Genomic DNA, 20,229 nt, shown 5'->3' with positions numbered 1-20,229 from the left:
CCCCCGAGGTCCCCCCGCTCGATCTGGGTGAGACCCACGCCGAACGCGCGGAACGCCTCGGCACGTTCGCCGCTCTGGCCACCGCGGTCCTCACCGCGGCCCTCGGCGGAGCCGCCCTGATCATTCGCGACCGGCGCCGCCGTAACGGCCTTGCCTCACTGCGTAGTGAACGGCATAAGATGGAATCTCCACGGTGACTGAGGGGGCACCGGTGGAGGGGAGGGGTGGGATGACGAACGAATCGAGTCGGCCTGATTTGTATGTGGCCGACGGAGAACTGCCCGACTTCGTCGGCTGGCTGGACTCGATCCTGGAGAAACTGCGGGGCTCCGCCGTGAGTCCGGCGCAGGTGAGTCAGCTCCATACGACCGCCGATCAATTCGGCGCGTCGGCCGCGGCGGGCGAGATCTTCACACAATACGAGCGAGTGCGCGCACGGTTGGAGGAATTCGTGCGCGTGCAGCAGGAGGCGATCGAACTCCTGGGCATCTCCACGACGGTGATCAGCAATGATTATGTGACCACCGACCAGGAACAGATGGATCGCCTCCGGCAGATCAGCGCCACCTTCGAATCCGCATATGCCCAGCCGGATGTGAATCCGCCCGCTGCCGGTGGCGGCAGGGACATGGCGCAGTGACAGGGGGCACGCATCGATGAGTGAGCACGAGTCCAGCAGCCACGCACAACTGGTCTCCATGATCGCCCACGCCACCCCCGAGGCCCTGACCAGCCGGGCCGAGATCCTGATGGAGATCGCCCCGTTCCTGGACACGGTCGGCCGGATGATCGCGGCCCGGGTCGGCGCGATGGCCTGGGAGGGCGAGGCGGCGGAAGGGGTCAGAGCGTGGGGGGAGCACTTCCGGCGGGAGTCGGCGACGCTGAGCATGTACGCCCAACTGACGGGCAAGGCCATGCAGGTGGCGGGCCAGGCGCTGGCGGAGGCCAAGTCCTCGATGCCACCGGCCCCCCAGCCCGCGCTCGGCCCCGTCGAGACCGAGACGGTCACGGACCTCATCGGCGGCGGCATGGAACGACAGGAAGCCATCGGCGTGATGGAGCGCCTGTCGTCCTCCTACCGCGTCGCCGCGGAGACGATGGGGGCGGCGCCTGAGCCGAGATTCGAGGAGCCGTTCAACGACGGGCGGTACGAGGGGCTGCGAGTTGCCCCGCCCGATCCGAACGCTTCCGGTGCCACGCTGTTCTCCGGCGCATCCGACGCCACCCGCCCGTACGGGGCATCGGTCGGAGGTGATGAGTCGTCGCTCCGAGGTGCCCGGCCGGATTCCGCGTCCGGTCTCGGCGGGGAGCCCCAGGTGATTCAGGGGTCAGGTGTACCTCCGGGACACGTACCCGGCGACGACAGGATCGGTACGTCACTGGACTCCCTCGACGTCGCTCCCCCCGCTCCCACCCCCGCGGTACCTTCGACACCACCTCCGCCAGGTCCCGTCGGCCCAGCGCCCGACGCCGGTCTTCTTCCCCCGGGCACGTTGCCGCCGGGGAGGTCGGGGCCCGTGCGGCCAGCGCCCCCGATGCCTCAGAGATCGCAACTGCCAACCGTCGGGCGCCCGTTCATCCCCGGGGGTGGGAACACGCCGTCATACGCGCCCTCCACGGGACACGTACCCGCCGGGGGAGCAGGGCAGAACCCGATGCTGGGCCGGCCGCCGGTGGGCGGTATGCCTGGCGGGGGATGGCCCCCGTCGCGATCTTCCGAGCAGAGGGGGATTCTCGGTGGCGTGCCCCGCCCGCCGGCGAGTGCCACCCGAGGCGTTCCGCGGGGCGGTGTCATCGGATTGGGCACGCTCCCCGCGATGCGCGACCCGGCGACCGGCACCATTCATGGCCCGGGAGGTGGTCTGGTGGGACGACCATCGGGTTCGGCGGCCACGGGTGGTCGGCCCCCTGTCGCCGGTGGTGCGGCGGCGACCACGGCGAGGGTGACCGGTCGCGCTCTCTCGTCGACAACCAGCAGGCGCGGCCGAAGGAACCGGAACGACCGCGATCAGAAGGAAAAGGACCGCTGAGCCCATGACTCGCCGACCTTCCGCATTCCCACGACTCGGCCGCCTCCTCACGCTGTTATTGGGCGGGGCGGTATTCAGCGGCGTCTCTCTGACACCGCAGGCCGTGGCCGAGGGGCCTCAAGACCCCTGGTACATGGAGACATTGCGTGTCGAGGAGATGTGGGGACGCACGACGGGGGAGGGCATCACTGTCGCTGTGCTCGATACGGGAGTGGATGCGTCGCTACCCCACCTGGAGGGCCAAGTCCTGGACGGCACGGATCTCACCATCGGCGGGGACGGGCCGCACATCGATACTCATGGCCACGGCACGATGATGGCCGGTCTCATCGGAGGCACCGGTGAGGGTGGCGGAGTCTACGGAATCGCCCCCGGCGTACGAATCCTGCCCGTCAAGGTCGACAACGGGCTCTCCTTCGACTTCGGACAAGAGGATCGCTGGGCGGAGGCCATCGATTATGCGGTGGAGTCCGGAGCTCAGATTATTAGCTTCTCCATTGGCAAGCAGTGGGCGGGCCATGTTGACCGGCTGCAGTCAGCCATCGCCAACGCCGTACGGAACGATGTCCTGATTTTCGCGGCAACGGGTAATGCCGGTGAAGAGGGTAATGAGCCGGCGCGGCCCTCGGATCAGGCGGGCGTCGTAGGTGTGGGGGCCACGGACCGGAACGGCGACCACGTCATTTATTCGACGTATGGTCCGCAGGTGGCCCTGTCCGCACCCGGCGCCGAGGTACCCGGGCGTTGCCCGGACGAGTCGTGGGAGACGGCCTGCCTGACCGAGTGGGGTGGCACCAGTGCCGCCGCCGCTCTCGCCTCCGCCTCCGCGGCCCTGATCTGGTCGGCTCACCCGGACTGGACCAAGAACCAGGTGCTCCGCACTCTCATGGAGACCGCCGACGGGCCCGGGGACGGGCAGCGGGACGACTACGTCGGGTACGGCATGATCCGCCCCGATCGGGTGATTCTCGACGGAGAGGGGCGGCCCGGTGATCCGGGTACCAGTCCTCTCTTCCCCACCTACGAAGGCACGCTCGACCCGCCCGTCTCCCCCGAGCCCGTGCCCGAGGAGGAGTCCGAGGAGGCCGCCTCGGGGGAGGCCGCACAGGAGCCGGGCGGCGAGGCCGCGGCGAGCGGATCCGGATCGGGCGGCGGTTCCGCGACCGCGCTCATCGGGGTCGCCGTCGGGGTGGTGATCCTGGGCGGTGTCGTGGCGGCGGCCGTCGTGAGCCGCCGCAGAACCGCCTAGCCGCGCACGCAACAGCACTCACACAAGGGGAGGGTATTCATGTCGGACCAGATGCCGAGCGATCACCTTCGGCAGAGCGACGAAACCATCAACGCGTTGCTCAACTCGCTCGATCAGGAGATCGGTCTTCTCAACACCAGCCGCGGAAAGTTGGAGTCGGCGACCGACCAGGTGATCGCCGGGTGGCGCGGCGACGCGGCCAACACGTTCAGCTCCGGCCAGCAGGAGGCCAATCTCAACCTGGACCGCCTGATCAGGGCGCTGGACAACCTGCGCGAGCTGGTGCGGATGAGCCGGAACGACTTCGACGCGCAGGAGCAGGACCAGATCGCCGAGATGATGCGTGCCCAGTCGGGCCTCAGCACGATGAACAGCAGCGGCTTCGAGAACACTCTGTAAGGGGGACGCACCATGGCTGACTTCAGTCTCAACTACTCGGCGCTCGGCGGTGGCTCAGAGGGCCTGACCGCCGAGGAGCGGGAGCTGCTCAACCGGCTCGAAGCCCTCCAGCAGGCTCTCCGGTGGGCCGCGGAAGGCTGGAGCGGCGAGGCCGCCACCGCCTTCAACCTCAACATGCAGGTGTTCTCCCAGGAGCTGGACAAGCTGCGCGTCGTCCTGGGGGCGACGGGCAACGCCCTGGACACCGCCGGTATCAACTACCGGGCCGTGGACCTCCGCGCCGCGCACCGCATGGGCTGACCCACCCGGCGGGGGTGGCACCGGCCGCGGCCGGTACCACCCCCGTTCGGCTCTCCGCCCCCGGCCGGGCCGCCCCTCCCGCCTACTGCTCCGGGAGCCACCCCAGCTGCACCAAGGGCCGCCCCCTGCGCCGCGACGCGAACTGCGCACGGCCCGGCGGCAGCGCCCGCGCGCGCACCGAGGGGAAGACCTCGCCCTCCTTGGGATCGCCCGACAGCACCAGCCCCTGCGCGCCCAGCTCCCGCAGCCGCTGGACGAACGGCTCGAACATCGCCCGCGCGATGCCCGCCGTGGAGCGGGCCACGATGAAGTTGACGCCGACGTCCCTGGCATACGGCAGGTGCTCGGTCAGGTGGGCCAGCGGGTTCTTGTTGGACGCCGAGACCAGGTCGTAGTCGTCCACGATGACGAAGAGACGAGGTCCGCTCCACCACTTCCGCGCCCGGAGCTCCTCGATGCTGATGTCCTCCTTGGGCGCCCGCTTCTCGAAGATCCTGCTCATCGACACGACGTCCTGCGTCAGCTTGGTCTCCGTCGTCGAGTAGCTCGCGATGAACTCCCCGGGCGCCGCGGACATCAGGGCCCGCCGGTAGTCGCCGATGACGAACCGCGCCTCCTCCGCCGCGTACCGCTCGGCGAGCTTGCGCATGATCAGCCGCAGCACCGCCGACTTGCCCGACTCGCTCTCGCCGACGACCAGCAGGAACGGGTCCCTCTCGAAGTTGACGAACACCGGCTCCAGATCGGTCTCGCCGACGCCGATCGCGATGCCCTCGTCCCCCCGCTCGAAGCCCTTCGGCAAGTCCTCCGCCGCCAGCCGCTGCGGAAGCATCCGCACCTCTGGTGCCCCCGGGCCCGCCCAGCCGGCGCGGACCGCCTCGACCAGGGCGGCCGTGCCGCCGGCCAGGTCACCCGAGCGGCTCACGCCGTCGAGACGCGGCAGCGCCACCATCCAGTGCAGCTTGTCCGGCGTCTGGCCACGCCCCGGCACCTCCGCCGGGATCGCCGCCGCGACCTTCCGGTCGAACTCCGAGTCCAGCGTGTCCCCCAGGCGCAGCTCCAGCCGGTTCGTGAGCTGGTCCTTCAGCGCCGGGCGCATCTCCATGTAACGGGAGGCCGTCACGACGAGATGGATGCCGTAGCCCAGACCGCGGGCGGCGATGTCGGTGATCACCGGCTCCAGCGTCATGTCGTACTCCTGCTTGAACGCCGCCCAGCCGTCGATCAGCAGGAACACGTCGCCCCACCGCTCCTCGGGAAGCTGCCCCGCGCTCCGCATCCGGCGGTAGGTGGTGATCGAGTCGATGCCCTGGCGGCGGAAGAGCTCCTCGCGCCGCGCCAGCACCCCCGCCACCTCCGAGACGGCCCGCCGCACCCGGTCCGGGTCGAGCCGGGAGGCGACGCCGCCCACATGGGGCAGCTCACCGACCGACGCCAGCCCCCCGCCGCCGAAGTCCAAAGCGTAGAACTGCACTTCGGACGGTGTGTGGGTGAGGGCGAACGAGGCGATCAGCGTCCGCAGCAGCGTCGACTTGCCCGACTGCGGGCCGCCCACGACGAGCATGTGCCCGCCCGCGCCCGAGAAGTCCCTGACCAGCACCTCGCGCCGCTGCTCGAACGGCTTGTCCACCACGCCCAGCGGCACGGCGAGCGTCCCCCGGGGCCCCGGCGCCTGGAGGCCGCGCCCCTCCACCACATGGAGTTCGGGCAGGAGCTCGTCCATCGTCGTCGCCGAGTCCAGCGGCGGCAGCCACACCTGGTGCGCGGCGGGGCCCTGGCCCTCGATCCTGCGGACGATCACATCGAGCACCGTCTCGGCCAGCGCGTCGTCGGCGCCCGCCGGGGATCCGGAGCCGTCTCCCGCCGCCGGGACAGGCTCCGGCTCCGCGTACCGCACCGGCACCGGCGCCGCCGTGAACACCACCGGCCGCCTGCTGACCGCCCGCGGGGCGCCCGTCTCCGCCTTCCGGGACGGCTTGCGGTAGGGGCCCGAGACATAGGCCGCCTTGAACCGCGTCATCTGCTCCGTGCCGGTCTTCAGCAGCCCGGAGCCCGGCACCTGCGGCAGGTGGTAGGCGTCCGGGACCCCGATCGCCGTCCGTGACTCGGCCGCCGAGAACGTGCGCAGGCCGATCCGGTAGGACAGATACGTGTCGAGCCCGCGCAGCCGCCCCTCCTCCAGCCGCTGCGAGGCCAGCAGGAGATGGACCCCGAGCGACCTCCCGATGCGGCCGATCTGAATGAACATGTCGATGAAGTCGGGCTTCGCGGTGAGCAGTTCGCTGAACTCGTCGATGACGAGCACCAGCGAGGCGAGCGGCTCCAGCGGTGCGCCCGCCGCCCGCGCCCGCTCGTAGTCGTGGAGGTTGGCGTAGTTCCCCGCGGCGCGCAGCAGCTCCTGACGCCGCTGCAACTCGCCCCTGATCGAGTCGCCCATGCGGTCGACCAGCGTCAGGTCGTCCGCCAGATTGGTGATGACCGCCGAGACGTGCGGCAGCCCGGCCATGCCGGTGAACGTCGCGCCGCCCTTGAAGTCGGCCAGCACGAAGTTCAGCGTCTCCGAGGTGTGCGTGACCGCGAGGCCGAGCACCAGCGTCCTCAGCAGCTCCGACTTGCCCGAGCCGGTCGCCCCCACGCACAGCCCGTGCGGGCCCATGCCCTCCCGGGCCGCCTCCTTGAGGTCCAGCATCACCGGCTGACCCTCCTCGTCCACGCCGATCGGCACCCGCAGCCGCTCGCCCGCCGACCTCGGCCGCCAGGTCCGCGCCACGTCCACCGCCGCCGGGTCGCCGAGGCCGAGCAGCTCGGCGAAGTCCAGGTCGGCCAGCAGCGGTTCGTCCTCGTCCGCCGCCCCGCTGAGCCGCAGCGGCGCCAGCTGCCGCGCCAGCGCCTCCGCCACGGCCACCGGCAGGACGTCGGGCTCACCCTCGAACACCATGCCGTCCTGCGCCTGGAGGCGCAGCGAGCCCGGCCGGCAGCCCACCGAGAGACCGCCCCGCCCCGGATCCGCCCCACCCGGGGCCAGCTCCACGACGGTGACCCCCTGAAGCCCCTCACTCGTGGCGAACGCCGACATCGGCGGAATCCGCGCCCCGTCCAGCACCAGCACCAGATGCGGCTGGTCGGGCACCGGCTTGCCGCCCGGCGAGAACCGCCCCCGCCCCTCCAGACGCCCCGTCAGCTCCTGCTCCACCTCGGTCACGGAACCACGGATCAGCCGGCGTGTGCCCGCGCCGTCGAGTGACGACAGCTGCGTGTGCGGCAGCCACTTCGTCCACTCCCAGCGCTCCGCCGCCTCGCCCGAGGCCGCCACCGCCAGGACGACGTCCTCCGGCGAGTGCAGTGCCACCAGGGCGCACACCAGCGAACGGGCCACGCCCTGCGCCGTCTGCGCGTCGCCCGACAGCGCCAGCCGGTAGAACCCGCGCAGCGACACCGCCATGGGCAGCCCGTCCACCGTGCCGTGCGTGTCGAGGAAGCGCCGCATGGCCCCCGCCGCCAGCGGCTCCAGCTCGTCGACCGGCGCGGTCTGCGGCGCCACCAGCGGCGTCGCGAGCCGGTGCTCGCCCAGACCGATGCGGACCTGCCCGAAGTCGGCCTCGCCAGGCCGCCGTTCCCACACCCGGCCGCCCTCGGCGACCAGCGCCCACAGCTGCTCGGGCCCCGGGTGCAGATACAGCTGGGCGTCCCGCTGCCGTGCCGCCGTCTCCCGCACGGTGGCCCGCGTCCGCGCCAGATACTTCAGATAGTCCCGCCGCACCTGCGCCATCTGCCCCTGGGTGCCCCGCCGGAACCGCACGATCATGGCGACCACCATGCCCACCGTGGAGACCATCATCAGCATCCCCATGATGCGCATGAACGGGTGCGCGCCCGGCATGAAGAAGAAGACCACCGACGAGCCCATGCCGAGCATCGGCACGACCTGCATCAGCACGCCCTCCTGCTGCCCCTTGGGCAGCTCGGGCGGCGCGAGCAGCGCCACGGCCTCGTCCGGCACCTGTTCCGGCAGGGCCCTCGGCGGCCGCTTGACCACGATCTGGCTCATCGAATCCCCCCCCGGGCAACGGCTGATGAAGCGGGGTCGATCCTAGTGGGCCCCACTGACACCACGCCGGGTAGGGTGGCGAGCGCAGTCCGTGCCCAAGGGGAGGGGAGCATGACCGTGAGCACGACCGCAGCCACCGGCTTCTGCCGTGTCACCATCGCCGCGCCGACCAGCCGCATCGACCTGGCGCTGCCCGCGGATTCCCCGGTCGCCGAGCTCTGCCCGGAGATCCTCGCCCTCGCCGGCCTGACGCCCGAGCAGGGCGCCCCCGTCGGCTACCACCTCGTGCGCAGGGACGGCACCGTCCTCGACGGCTCCCGCACCCTCGGCGGCCAGCGGGTCCTGGACGGCGACGTGCTCGCCCTGCGCCCGTTCGCCGACTCGCTGCCGCCACCCGTCCACGACGACGTCACCGACGCCATCGCCGACGCCGTCGCGGCCGACCGCCGCCTCTGGCAGGACGGGATGCTGCGCGTGGCGGGCCTGACCGCCGCCGGCGTCCTCGCCGCGCTCGCCGCCGTCGTCCTCTGGTACGGCGAGCCCGACCGCCACGAGATGCACGGCCTGCCCGGCGTCATCGCGGGCCTCCTCGCGCTGCTCCTCGTCTCCCTCGCGGCCGTCCGCGCCCGCGTCTACGGCGACCGGGCCGCGGCCGTCGCGTTCGGCCTGGCCTCCCTGCCGCACGCCCTCGTCGCCGGCACCGGCGTCCTGCCGCTCGACGAAGGACACGGCGTCGGCCGCCTGGAGCTGATGCTCGGCTGCGCCGCCGTCCTGCTGGTCTCCGTGGCCCTGATCGCCGCCCTGCCCGAGGCGGCCGGGTGGTTCGCCGCGAGCGCCTGCGCCGCCACGTCCGGCACGCTCGCGACGTTCGCCGCCATCCTCACCGACGCCTCGCCCGTCTCCACCGCGGCCGTCTGCGCCCCCGTCGCCCTGGGCGCGCTCGCCTTCCTGCCCGCCCTGTCGGCCGCACTGGTCCGGCTGCCCATCGGCTACACCGCCCCGCCCACCGGCTACGAGCCGCAGGCCCCCGACCAGCAGCCGCCCTCCGCCCCGGTGGACACCGCGCGCATCGCCGCGCAGGCCCGCCGCGGCCACCAGCTCCTCCTCGGCCTCACCGGCGGCTGCGCGGCCCTCGCCACCGTCTCCTCCGGCGTGCTCGGCTTCTCGGACAACGGCTGGGGACGGCTGCTCACCCTGGCCACCGGCGTCGCGCTGCTCACCCGCGCCCGGCTCTTCCGTTACGCCGTCCAGGTGACGGTGCTCCTGGTGGCCGGGCTCGCCTCCCTCGGCCTGCTCGTCGTCGGCTTCGCCCGCGCCGCGTCCTCGGCCGGCGGCTCGCCCGACCTGCGGACCCTCTGGGTCACCGCCGCCCTCACCGCCGCGGCGGCCGTCCTCGCCGCGATCGCCCTGGTCGTGCCGCGCGCCGGACTCACGCCGCTCTGGGGGCGGGTCATGGACCTCACCGAGAGCGCCGTACTGTTGTCCCTGATCCCCCTCTGCCTGGCGGCCCTGGACGTGTACAGCGAGGCCAGAGGGCTGACCAGCGGCTGACGGCCACCCGATGTGCTCGCCGCGCCATCCTGCTGTAGCCTGCTTACCGGCCGTTTGCGTACGCGCCCCCGGAATCTTCTGGAGGAAGCGCTCAGCGGACCCCGCCTTCCGAGTTCAGGAAGCTCCCCCGTGGATCAGCCCGGGGGCACTCGGTGGCTACATCGGATACCGCCAAGGAGTACGTGTGTCGTCGCTTGACGCCGCCACGAAGCAGAAGATCATCGCCGAGTTCGCCACCCAAGAGGGCGACACCGGCTCCCCCGAGGTCCAGGTGGCGCTGCTGTCCCGCCGCATCTCGGACCTGACCGAGCACCTGAAGACCCACAAGCACGACCACCACTCACGCCGGGGGCTGCTGCTCCTGGTCGGCCAGCGCCGCCGGCTGCTCCAGTACCTGGCGCGCAAGGACATCCAGCGCTTCCGCACCCTGGTGGAGCGCCTCGGCATCCGCCGCGGCGCGGCGGGCGCCAGGTAGGACGCCGAAGAGGGAGCGGCCACCCGCGCGGGGCCGCTCCCTTCGCCGTATCCGGCTCGGCACGGGCAGGAACCGTTCCCGGGACCGCCCGCCTTTGTAGGCTGGTCCCAGACACAACAGAAAACGACGTTTGCATGAGGCGGAGCCTCTTCTCACCGTCGCCGGTCCTCGGTAGTGGCCCCCGGGCTGCTCTCCCGGAGGCTTCGATCGATGGCCGGCCCGTCAGGAGGTGCTCCACCCCGCTGCCCCGCCCGTTCCGGCGGGGCGCAGAAGAGGAGATTCACCACAGTGGAGAACGAGACCCACTACACCGAAGCCGTCATCGACAACGGAGCCTTCGGTAGCCGCACCATCCGCTTCGAGACCGGCCGGCTGGCCAGGCAGGCCGCCGGATCAGCGGTCGCCTATCTGGACGACGACACCATGGTGCTGTCGGCCACCACCGCCTCGAAGAACCCGAAGGACCAGCTGGACTTCTTCCCGCTGACCGTCGATGTCGAAGAGCGCATGTACGCCGCCGGCAAGATCCCCGGCTCCTTCTTCCGGCGTGAGGGGCGGCCCTCCGAGGACGCCATCCTCACCTGCCGGCTGATCGACCGCCCGCTGCGCCCCTCGTTCAAGAAGGGCCTGCGGAACGAGATCCAGGTCGTCGAGACGATCATGGCGCTCAACCCCGACCACCTCTACGACGTGGTCGCCATCAACGCGGCCTCCTGCTCGACGCAGCTGGCCGGACTGCCGTTCTCCGGCCCCATCGGCGGCACCCGCGTGGCGCTGATCCGCGGCCAGTGGGTGGCCTTCCCCACCCACACCGAGCTGGAGGAGGCCGTCTTCGACATGGTCGTCGCCGGCCGCGTGCTGGCCGACGGCGACGTCGCGATCATGATGGTGGAGGCCGAGGCCACCGACCAGACGATCGAGCTGGTCAAGGGCGGGGCCCAGGCCCCGACCGAGGAGGTCGTGGCGGCCGGGCTCGACGCCGCGAAGCCGTTCATCAAGGTGCTCTGCCGCGCGCAGGCCGACCTCGCCGCCAAGGCCGCCAAGCCGACCGGCGAGTTCCCCGTCTTCCTCGACTTCCAGGACGACGTCCTGGACGCGCTGTCGAACGCGGTGCGGGACGAGCTGGCGCAGGCCCTCACCATCGCGGGCAAGCAGGAGCGCGAGGGCGAGCTCGACCGGATCAAGACGGTCGCCGCCGACAAGCTGCTGCCGCAGTTCGAGGGCCGCGAGAAGGAGATCTCCGCCGCCTACCGGGCGCTGACCAAGGAGCTGGTGCGCGAGCGCGTCATCCGCGACAAGGTCAGGATCGACGGCCGCGGCGTCACCGACATCCGCACCCTGGCCGCCGAGGTCGAGGCGATCCCGCGGGTCCACGGCTCGGCCCTGTTCGAGCGGGGCGAGACCCAGATCCTGGGCGTCACCACGCTGAACATGCTGCGCATGGAGCAGCAGCTGGACACCCTCTCGCCGGTGACCCGCAAGCGGTACATGCACAACTACAACTTCCCGCCCTACTCCACCGGCGAGACCGGCCGCGTCGGCTCCCCGAAGCGCCGCGAGATCGGCCACGGCGCGCTCGCCGAGCGCGCCCTCATCCCGGTGCTCCCGAGCCGCGAGGAGTTCCCCTACGCGATCCGCCAGGTCTCCGAGGCCCTCTCATCCAACGGGTCGACCTCCATGGGCTCGGTCTGCGCCTCCACCATGTCCCTGCTGAACGCGGGCGTGCCCCTGAAGGCGCCGGTCGCCGGCATCGCGATGGGCCTGATCTCCCAGGAGGTCGAGGGTGAGACGCACTACGTCACCCTGACCGACATCCTCGGTGCCGAGGACGCGTACGGCGACATGGACTTCAAGGTCGCCGGCACCCGGCAGTTCGTCACCGCGCTCCAGCTGGACACCAAGCTGGACGGCATCCCGGCCTCCGTGCTGGCCGCCGCCCTCAAGCAGGCGCGCGACGCCCGGCTGCACATCCTGGACGTGATGAACGAGGCGATCGACGTCCCGGACGAGATGTCGCCGAACGCGCCGCGCATCATCACGGTGAAGATCCCGGTGGACAAGATCGGCGAGGTCATCGGCCCCAAGGGCAAGATGATCAACCAGATCCAGGAGGACACCGGCGCGGACATCACCATCGAGGACGACGGCACCATCTACATCGGCGCCGCCGACGGCACCTCGGCGGAGGCCGCCCGCACCACGATCAACGGCATCGCGAACCCGACGATGCCCGAGGTCGGCGAGCGGTACCTCGGCACCGTGGTGAAGACGACCACCTTCGGCGCGTTCGTCTCGCTGCTGCCCGGCAAGGACGGCCTGCTGCACATCTCGCAGATCCGCAAGCTGGCCGGCGGCAAGCGCGTGGAGAACGTGGACGACGTGCTCGGCGTGGGCCAGAAGGTCCAGGTCGAGATCGCCGAGATCGACCAGCGCGGCAAGCTCTCGCTGGTGCCGGTCCTCGACGAGGACGCGGCCGAGACCGGCGACGCGGACGAGGCGGGGAAGGACGCTGCCGAGAAGTGACGCGTACCTCCCGTAGGACGACGGCCCGTCCCACCGCTCAGGTGGGGCGGGCCGTGCCCCGTCCGCGCCGCGCGGACAGCGGCCAGGGCTCCGTTCAGAAGACCGTTCTGCCCAGCGGGCTGCGGATCGTCACCGAGACCGTGCCCGGCGTGCGCTCCGCGACGTTCGGCATCTGGGCCCGCGTCGGCTCCCGTGACGAGACACCCGCCCTCAACGGCGCCACCCACTACCTGGAGCACGTGCTGTTCAAGGGCACCGAGCGGCGCACCGCCCTGGACATCTCCTCGGCGATCGACGCGGTCGGCGGCGAGATGAACGCCTTCACCACCAAGGAGTTCACCTGCTACTACGCCCGGATCCTGGACGCGGACCTGCCGCTGGCCATCGACATCGTCTGTGACATGCTCACCAGCTCCGTGATCGCCGCCGACGAGGTCGAGTCGGAGCGCGGCGTCATCCTCGAAGAGATCGCCATGACCGAGGACGACCCGGGCGACACGGTGCACGACCTGTTCGCCACGACGCTGCTGGGCGACAGCCCGCTGGGCCGCCCCGTCCTCGGCACGGTGGACACGGTCAACGCGCTGACGCGGGACCGCATCGCCCGTTTCTACCGGCGCCACTACGAACCGACCCGCCTCGTGGTCACCGCGGCGGGGAACCTGGAGCACGCCGCCGTGGTCGCCGCCGTCACCGCCGCGTTCGACCGGGCGGGTGCCCTGACGGGGAAGGACGCCGAGCCCGTCGCCCCCAGGACGGGCCACCGCGCCCTGCGTGCCGCCGGCCGCCTCGATGTGCTGGAACGCCCCACCGAACAGGCCCACATGGTGCTCGGCATGCCCGGCCTCTCGCGCCACGACGAACGCCGCTGGGCGCTCGGCGTGCTTGCCACGGCGCTGGGCGGCGGGATGAGCTCGCGGCTCTTCCAGGAGGTCCGCGAGAAGCGCGGCCTCGCCTACAGCATCTACACGTACACCTCGGGCTTCGCCGACTGCGGCATCTTCGGCGTCTACGCGGGCTGCCGCCCCGACCGGCTGGACGACGTGCTGAAGATCTGCCGCGAGCAGCTGGCCGACGTCGCCGAGCACGGCATCGACGACGACGAGGTCCGCCGCGCCATCGGCCAGCTCGCCGGATCGACGGTGCTCGGCCTGGAGGACACGGGCTCCCTGATGCACCGCCTCGGCAAGAGCGAGGTGTGCTGGGGGACCCAGCTGTCGGTGGACGACATGCTCGCGCGGATCGCCGCGGTCACCCCCGACGACATACGCGAGGTCGCCCGCGCGGTGCTGGACCACCGGCCCTCGCTGTCCGTCATCGGCCCGCTGAACGAACGCCAGGCCGCGCGTCTGTCCGACGCCGTCGCCTGAGGAGACCCGGAGGAAGCGAATGCGCACAGTGCGCGTGGCCGTGATCGGCGCCCGCGGACGGATGGGCGCCGAGGCCGTCCGCGCGGTGGACGCCGCCGACGACATGGAACTGGTCGCGGCGCTCGGCCGCGGGGACACGCTGGAGACGCTGACCGAGGCGGGCGCCGAGGTGGCGGTCGAGCTGACGCACCCCGAATCCACCCTGGCCAACGTGGAGTTCTGCGTGCGCAACGGCATCCACGCCGTCGTCGGCACCACCGGCTGGAGCGGGGAACGGCTCGGCACCCTCCGGGACCTGCTCGGCACCTCGCCGGGCACCGGCGTGCTGATCGCCCCGAACTTCGGCATCGGCGCGGTGCTCACCATGCGGTTCGCCCGGCAGGCGGCCCGCTTCTTCGAGTCGGTGGAGATCGTCGAGCTGCACCACCCCGGCAAGGCCGACGCCCCCAGCGGCACCGCGACCCGCACCGCGCAGCTCATCGGCGAGGCCCGCAGGGCGGCGGGTCTGGGCGAGCAGCCGGACGCCACCAGCGCGGCCCTGGACGGCGCACGCGGCGCGGCGGTCGAGGGCGTCCCGGTCCACGCCGTCCGGCTGCGCGGCCTGGTCGCCCACCAGGAGGTGCTGTTCGGCGACGAGGGGGAGGTCCTCACCCTGCGGCACGACTCGATGAGCAGGGCCTCGTTCATGCCGGGCGTGCTGCTCGGGGTGCGGCGGATCGCCGCGGCCCCCGGGCTCACCCTCGGCCTGGAGCACTTCATGGACCTGGACGGCTAGCCGTGCGGGACAAGGCCGTCCACGCCGCGCTGTGCGCCGTCCTCCTCGTCTACCTGGGGCTGGTCGGCCACCGCGGCGTGCTGCTGGTCCGGGAGGGCACCTGGGTGACGGTCCCGCTGGGGGCGGCCGTGCTGGTGCTGCCGCTGCTCGGCGCGTGGTTCCTGTGGCGCGGCACCCGCTTCGTCCTCGGCGCCAACCGGCTGGCCCGCCGGCTCGACGCGGAGGGCGGACTCCCCGTGGACGACCTGCCGCGGACGCCGAGCGGGCGCGTGGACCGGACAGCGGCCGACGCGGCCTTCGCGGCGCGGAAGGCCGAGACCGAGGAGCACCCGGAGGACTGGCGATGCTGGTTCCGCCTGGCGGTCGCCTACCGCGACGCCCGGGACACCCCGCGGGCCCGCAAGGCCATGCAGCATGCCCTGGACCTGCACGCCCTGGACCCGCACGCCTCGCACGCCCCGGCCGGGGCCGCCGCCGAACGGAAGCGGCTCGGGCGGCCCGACGTGCCCTAGCGGTTCTCGGCCGCCCATGCCTCCAGGACGTCGGCCGCGCGGTCGAAGGCGTCGGGCCTGGCCAGGAAGTCCGCGTTGTGGTCGGTCAGCAGCGTGCGCAGGGCCTCGCCCTTGCGGCGCTCGACGAGCAGGGCCTGTCCCTGGACGCTCCGCGGCAGCCCCAGCCACTTGACCGGCTGCTGCACGGTGCTGACCCGGGTGACCTCGCGCCAGCGCAGCGTCTGGGTCCACAGCAGGCCCACCCGGCGCAGGCCGCGCGGGCTGACCCAGATGCCCATGCGCAGCAGGCGCAGGGCGAAGCCGATGGCCACCACGGCGGTGACCAGGGTGGCGACGGCGCCGGCGGGGGAGCCCGCCATCACGATGATCAGGGCCGAGATGAGCAGGTAGGCGGCGATCAGCAGCGTCACGGCCGCGGCGGCGACCCGCCAGGGGCCTGGACGGTAGGGGCGGCGCCAGAAGTCCTGCTCCGCGTGCGGCAACGCCACCTGGGGTGGGGTGCCGGCGAAGTCACGGTCGGCCGCGAGAAAGGTCAGGGGCACGGCTGGTCCTCGTTCGTATCACAGGCGGCGCGCTCGTCACACGGGCTTGTCGTCGCCGTGGGGGGACGGGGGGCTGTGAACGGTGAGGCTACCGCGCTCAGTGGTCCTCGGCTGCTTCCGGGGCCTCGGGAATCGTCCGCTGGTCGACATCGAGGGCGGGACGGGCGAGCAGCAGGGTGCCTATGAGGCTGGATATCAGGACAAGGCCGATCAGTGCCCCGCCGAGGATCCGGCTCAGGGAGCGGCGTGGGCGCGGCGGTATGACATTGCCGGGAAAGTCGTCGTGGCGGTCCATGAGCGCACTCCTCCCCTGATGAGGTCACTAACAAAGGTATCAGCTGAATAATCCGGCACTTACGTCACATCCCTTTTGGGGTCTTCCTCCCGGTCCTCGGACCGCCCGGCGCGCTGTCAGTGGCGAACCGTAGGGTGGGTCCCGCTCAGCCCGCTCCTGGAAGGAATCCGCCGGTGACCCAGACCCCGAGTTTCCGCAGCGACATCACCGTCGAGCTCGTCAAGCACAGCGCCTCGGACACCGACGTCCTCTGGGCCGCCCGGGTCTCCACGGCGGGTGAGCAGTCGATCGAGGAGCTCTCCAAGGACCCCGAGCGGTCCAAGGGCCTGCTGAATTTCCTCATGCGGGACCGGCACGGAAGCCCGTTCGAGCACAATTCGATGACCTTCCTCGTCACCGCGCCGATCTTCGTCTTCCGGGAGTTCCACCGGCACCGCGTCGGCTGGTCGTACAACGAGGAGAGCGGCCGTTACCGGCGGCTCGAGCCCGTGTTCTACGTCCCGGGCGCGGAGCGCAGGCTCGTGCAGCGCGGGCGCCCGGGGAAGTACGAGTTCGTGCCCGGGACGCCGGAGCAGCACGCCGTGGTCGGCAAGGTGATGGAGGAGTCGTACCGGCAGGCGTACGCGGCCTACCAGGAGATGCTCACCGCCGGCGTCGCCCGCGAGGTGGCCAGGGCCGTCCTCCCGGTCGGCCTCTTCTCCTCGATGTACGCCACATGCAACGCGCGCTCCCTGATGCACTTCCTCGGCCTGCGGACTCAGGACGAGCGGGCCGCGGTCCCGTCCTTCCCGCAGCGCGAGATCGAGATGGTGGGTGAGCGCATGGAGGAGGAGTGGGCCCGCCTGATGCCCCTGACACACGCCGCGTTCAACGCGAATGGCCGCATCGCCCCCTAGCCGTGAGGGTGCCGGGGGTCCGTGAGGCGGTTGAAGTGTCCGTATTGCGACATTTCGCGAAGTTCATTTAGGGTGAATGAACGGACCCGGTGCTGTCTGAACCCCCGAGCAGGCAGTGCCGGGATCCACAGGATGCCCGCCCCGATGGACCCGGGCACGCTGAGCTGCGAGTAGCGTGGAACCTATGGCTTCGACCTCCACTCCGCAGACCCCCTTCGGGCGGGTCCTGACCGCCATGGTCACGCCATTCACGGCGGACGGCTCCCTCGACACCGAGGGTGCGCAGCGGCTCGCGGTCCATCTGGTGGACGCGGGCAACGACGGCCTGATCGTCAACGGCACGACGGGCGAGTCCCCGACCACCAGCGACGCGGAGAAAACACGGCTGGTACGAGCCGTGGTGGAGGCCGTCGGCGACCGCGCGCACGTCGTGGCGGGAGTCGGGACCAACGACACGCGGCACAGCGTCGAACTCGCCCGCGCCGCCGAAGAGGCCGGCGCCCATGGGCTGCTCACGGTCACGCCCTACTACAACAAGCCGCCGCAGGAGGGCCTCTACCAGCACTTCACGGCGATCGCGGACGCCACCGGGCTGCCCGTGATGCTGTACGACATCCCCGGACGCAGCGGGGTGCCCATCAACACCGAGACCATGGTCCGGCTGGCCGACCACCCGCGCATCGTCGCCAACAAGGACGCCAAGGGAGACCTCGGCCGCGCGAGCTGGGCCATCGCCACCACGGGCCTGGCCTGGTACTCGGGCGACGACATGCTCAACCTCCCGCTCCTGTCCGTGGGCGCCGTCGGCTTCGTCTCCGTCGTCGGCCACGTGGTCAGCCCCGAGCTGCGGGCCCTGGTGGACGCGTACACCAGCGGCGACATCGTCAAGGCGGCCGAGATCCACCAGAAGCTTCTGCCGGTCTTCACCGGTATGTTCCGTACCCAGGGCGTCATCACCTCGAAGGCCGCTCTCCGTTTCCAGGGCCTGCCCGGCGGCCCGCTCCGCCTTCCCCTCGTCGGCCTCACGCCGCGGGAGACGGAGCAGCTGAGGCGGGATCTCGCCGCCGGCGGGGTACAGAACTGACAACACAGACGTTGCCTGCGCGGCGCGGAGTGCCGCGCGCCAGGTGATAACTGAATACCGACCAGTGCACACAGACACGCGCGCCACGTGCCCCCCAACCGGGCGTGTGGCGCGCGTGGTCAGGAGAGTCTCTTGAGTCATCCGCACCCAGAACTCGGCCGCCCGCCGAGGCTTCCTGAGGGTGGCCTACGCGTTACCCCGCTCGGCGGCCTGGGCGAAATCGGCCGCAACATGACCGTCTTCGAATACGGCGGACGGCTGCTCGTCGTCGACTGCGGCGTGCTCTTTCCCGAGCAGGAACAGCCCGGAATCGATCTGATTCTTCCGGACTTCAGCTCCGTCAAGAGCCGCCTCGACGATATCGACGGCATCGTGCTCACCCATGGGCACGAGGACCATATCGGCGGCGTTCCCTATCTGCTGCGCGAGAAGCCGGACATCCCGCTGATCGGGTCGAAGCTGACGCTCGCCCTGCTGGAGGCCAAGCTCCAGGAGCACCGCATCCGCCCGTACACCCTCGAGGTGAGGGAGGGCCACCGCGAGCGGATCGGCCCGTTCGACTGCGAGTTCATCTCGGTCAACCACTCGATCCCCGACGCGCTCGCCGTCGCGATCCGCACCCCGGCCGGCCTCGCCGTCCACACCGGCGACTTCAAGATGGACCAGCTGCCCCTCGACGGCCGCCTCACCGACCTGCGGGCCTTCGCCCGGCTCGGCGAGGAGGGCATCGACCTGCTGCTGGCCGACTCGACCAACGCCGAGGTCCCCGGCTTCGTCCCGCCCGAGCGCGAGATCTCTGGCGTGCTGCGCCAGGTCTTCGCGCGGGCGGACAAGCGCATCATCGTCGCCAGCTTCGCCAGCCATGTCCACCGCATCCAGCAGATCGTGGACGCGGCCTATGAACATGGCAGGAGAATCGCGTTCGTCGGCCGGTCGATGGTCAGGAACATGGGCATCGCCCGGGACCTCGGCTACCTCCGGGTGCCCGCCGGCCTGGTCGTGGACGTCAAGGCCCTGGACGACCTGGCCGACCGCGAGGTCGTCCTGGTCTGCACGGGGTCGCAGGGCGAGCCGATGGCCGCGTTGTCCCGTATGGCCAACCGCGACCACCAGATCAGAATCGTCGAGGGGGACACCGTGATCCTCGCCTCCTCGCTGATCCCCGGCAACGAGAACGCGGTGTACCGCGTGATCAACGGCCTGACCCGGTGGGGCGCCAACGTCATCCACAAGGGCAACGCCAAGGTCCATGTCTCGGGACACGCGTCGGCGGGCGAGCTGTTGTACTTCTACAACATCTGCCAGCCGAAGAACCTCATGCCGGTGCACGGCGAGTGGCGCCATCTGCGCGCCAACGCCGAGTTGGGCGCCGCGACCGGGGTGCCGGCCGAGCGGATCGTCATCGCCGAGGACGGCGTGGTGGTCGACCTCATCGACGGCAAGGCGAAGATCGCGGGCAAGGTCCAGGCGGGCTATGTGTACGTGGACGGCCTCTCGGTCGGCGACGTGACGGAGTCCAGCCTGAAGGACCGTCGGATCCTCGGCGACGAGGGCTTCATCACCGTCTTCATCGTGGTGGACAGCAGCACGGGCAAGATCGTCAGCGGCCCGAGCATCCACTCCCGCGGCTCGGGGATCGAGGACTCGGACTTCGCCGCCGTCATCCCGAAGATCGACGAGGTCCTGGCCAAGTCGGCCCAGGACGGCGTGGTCGAGGCCCGCCAACTCCAGCAGCTCGTACGGCGGACGGTCGGCAAGTGGGTGTCCGACACCTACCGCCGACGTCCGATGATCATGCCGGTCGTCATGGACGTCTGAGCCCCATGTGGCGGCGGAGCGCCCGGATTTGCATCCGGGCGCTCCGCTCCAGTACGTTTACGTCACCGCCTCAACGGGAACCGGGGTAGCTCAGCTACTCGGAGCCCGCTGGGTGACGGACAGGAGGCACCCTCACGGGAGCATCCGTTCCTTGAGAACTCAACAGCGTGCCAAAAGTCAATGCCAGATTTACTGCGTTGATATGACGTAGATATGGTTTGAAATGTTCAGCGAGAGTCTGTTCTCGGTGGATTGCTTTGAGCATTCACGGAGAGTTTGATCCTGGCTCAGGACGAACGCTGGCGGCGTGCTTAACACATGCAAGTCGAACGCTGATCCGGTTTCGGCCGGTGATGAGTGGC

16 protein-coding genes, 1 rRNA gene and 1 pseudogene are annotated in these 20,229 nt (G+C 71.0%); 15 read left to right on the top strand and 3 right to left on the bottom strand.

Annotated elements, in window-relative coordinates:
- The 5 genes and pseudogenes from ADY01_RS40625 to ADY01_RS16810 form a co-directional block, all read left to right on the top strand.
- Window positions 1–197: pseudogene (locus ADY01_RS40625) on the top strand (hypothetical protein); the annotation flags it as partial.
- A 32-nt stretch (window positions 198–229) separates the two neighbouring features.
- Entirely contained in the window at window positions 230–640 is a 411-nt protein-coding gene (locus tag ADY01_RS16830) for a hypothetical protein (protein ID WP_159001247.1), read from the top strand.
- Window positions 641–2,163: 1,523 nt separating this feature from the next.
- On the top strand, window positions 2,164–3,279 hold the full coding sequence (locus tag ADY01_RS16820) for a S8 family serine peptidase (RefSeq protein ID WP_159001245.1): 1,116 nt from the start codon (window positions 2,164–2,166) through the stop codon (window positions 3,277–3,279).
- Between the two features lie 39 nt (window positions 3,280–3,318).
- The gene (locus ADY01_RS16815) at window positions 3,319–3,678 is read left to right on the top strand and encodes a WXG100 family type VII secretion target (RefSeq protein ID WP_049573492.1); all 360 of its coding nucleotides are present in this window, start codon (window positions 3,319–3,321) and stop codon (window positions 3,676–3,678) included.
- Window positions 3,679–3,690: 12 nt separating this feature from the next.
- Complete coding sequence (locus ADY01_RS16810; protein WP_049573489.1) at window positions 3,691–3,978, top strand: WXG100 family type VII secretion target; 288 nt, start codon at window positions 3,691–3,693, stop codon at window positions 3,976–3,978.
- An 82-nt stretch (window positions 3,979–4,060) separates the two neighbouring features.
- Here ADY01_RS16810 and eccCa read toward each other — a convergent pair whose 3' ends face one another.
- A complete protein-coding gene (eccCa, locus tag ADY01_RS16805) occupies window positions 4,061–8,026 on the bottom strand; it encodes a type VII secretion protein EccCa (RefSeq protein ID WP_049573486.1) in 3,966 nt (1,321 codons plus the stop codon).
- Window positions 8,027–8,137: 111 nt separating this feature from the next.
- Here eccCa and eccD point away from each other — a divergent pair, with 111 nt between their 5' ends.
- The 6 genes from eccD (at window position 8,138) to ADY01_RS16775 (ending at window position 15,232) form a co-directional block, all read left to right on the top strand.
- Window positions 8,138–9,577, top strand: a complete 1,440-nt coding sequence (eccD, locus tag ADY01_RS16800) for a type VII secretion integral membrane protein EccD (RefSeq protein WP_078900358.1) — start codon at window positions 8,138–8,140, stop codon at window positions 9,575–9,577.
- A gap of 184 nt (window positions 9,578–9,761) precedes the next feature.
- Complete coding sequence (gene rpsO / locus ADY01_RS16795) at window positions 9,762–10,052, top strand: 30S ribosomal protein S15 (protein ID WP_049573483.1); 291 nt, start codon at window positions 9,762–9,764, stop codon at window positions 10,050–10,052.
- Between the two features lie 288 nt (window positions 10,053–10,340).
- Window positions 10,341–12,575, top strand: coding sequence for a polyribonucleotide nucleotidyltransferase (locus tag ADY01_RS16790; protein WP_049573480.1), 2,235 nt, complete (start codon window positions 10,341–10,343; stop codon window positions 12,573–12,575).
- Window positions 12,572–13,945: a M16 family metallopeptidase gene (locus ADY01_RS16785; protein WP_049573478.1), complete on the top strand. Its 1,374-nt coding sequence runs from the start codon at window positions 12,572–12,574 to the stop codon at window positions 13,943–13,945. The genes ADY01_RS16790 and ADY01_RS16785 overlap by 4 nt, the downstream gene beginning before the upstream one ends.
- A 19-nt stretch (window positions 13,946–13,964) precedes the next feature.
- Window positions 13,965–14,720, top strand: a complete 756-nt coding sequence (gene dapB / locus ADY01_RS16780) for a 4-hydroxy-tetrahydrodipicolinate reductase (protein ID WP_049573475.1) — start codon at window positions 13,965–13,967, stop codon at window positions 14,718–14,720.
- A 2-nt stretch (window positions 14,721–14,722) separates the two neighbouring features.
- A complete protein-coding gene (locus tag ADY01_RS16775) occupies window positions 14,723–15,232 on the top strand; it encodes a membrane protein (RefSeq protein ID WP_049573471.1) in 510 nt (169 codons plus the stop codon).
- On the opposite strand, the gene ADY01_RS16770 is transcribed toward ADY01_RS16775, so the two are convergent.
- Together ADY01_RS16770 and ADY01_RS16765 are read right to left on the bottom strand one after the other, a co-directional pair.
- Window positions 15,229–15,774, bottom strand: a complete 546-nt coding sequence (locus tag ADY01_RS16770; protein ID WP_049573467.1) for a hypothetical protein — start codon at window positions 15,772–15,774, stop codon at window positions 15,229–15,231. The genes ADY01_RS16775 and ADY01_RS16770 overlap by 4 nt on opposite strands.
- 97 nt (window positions 15,775–15,871) lie before the next feature.
- Window positions 15,872–16,069 carry a hypothetical protein gene (locus tag ADY01_RS16765; RefSeq protein ID WP_049573463.1) on the bottom strand — a complete coding sequence of 66 codons (198 nt, stop codon included), beginning with the start codon at window positions 16,067–16,069 and terminating at the stop codon, window positions 15,872–15,874.
- 173 nt (window positions 16,070–16,242) lie between these two features.
- On the opposite strand from ADY01_RS16765, the gene thyX reads away from it, so the two are divergent.
- The 4 genes from thyX to ADY01_RS16745 all read left to right on the top strand — a co-directional run.
- Complete coding sequence (gene thyX, locus ADY01_RS16760) at window positions 16,243–16,965, top strand: FAD-dependent thymidylate synthase (protein WP_049573452.1); 723 nt, start codon at window positions 16,243–16,245, stop codon at window positions 16,963–16,965.
- A gap of 184 nt (window positions 16,966–17,149) precedes the next feature.
- On the top strand, window positions 17,150–18,049 hold the full coding sequence (gene dapA, locus ADY01_RS16755; RefSeq protein ID WP_049573448.1) for a 4-hydroxy-tetrahydrodipicolinate synthase: 900 nt from the start codon (window positions 17,150–17,152) through the stop codon (window positions 18,047–18,049).
- A gap of 132 nt (window positions 18,050–18,181) precedes the next feature.
- Window positions 18,182–19,867: a ribonuclease J gene (locus ADY01_RS16750; protein WP_049573445.1), complete on the top strand. Its 1,686-nt coding sequence runs from the start codon at window positions 18,182–18,184 to the stop codon at window positions 19,865–19,867.
- 264 nt (window positions 19,868–20,131) lie between these two features.
- A 16S ribosomal RNA gene (locus ADY01_RS16745) occupies window positions 20,132–20,229 on the top strand; the annotation flags it as partial.

This window comes from Streptomyces sp. SBT349 (genome assembly GCF_001083795.1).
In the GTDB taxonomy this organism is placed as follows: Bacteria; Actinomycetota; Actinomycetes; order Streptomycetales; family Streptomycetaceae; genus Streptomyces.
Note: the sequence above shows the minus strand (reverse complement) of the source record. Positions and strands in the feature narration are given on the sequence as shown.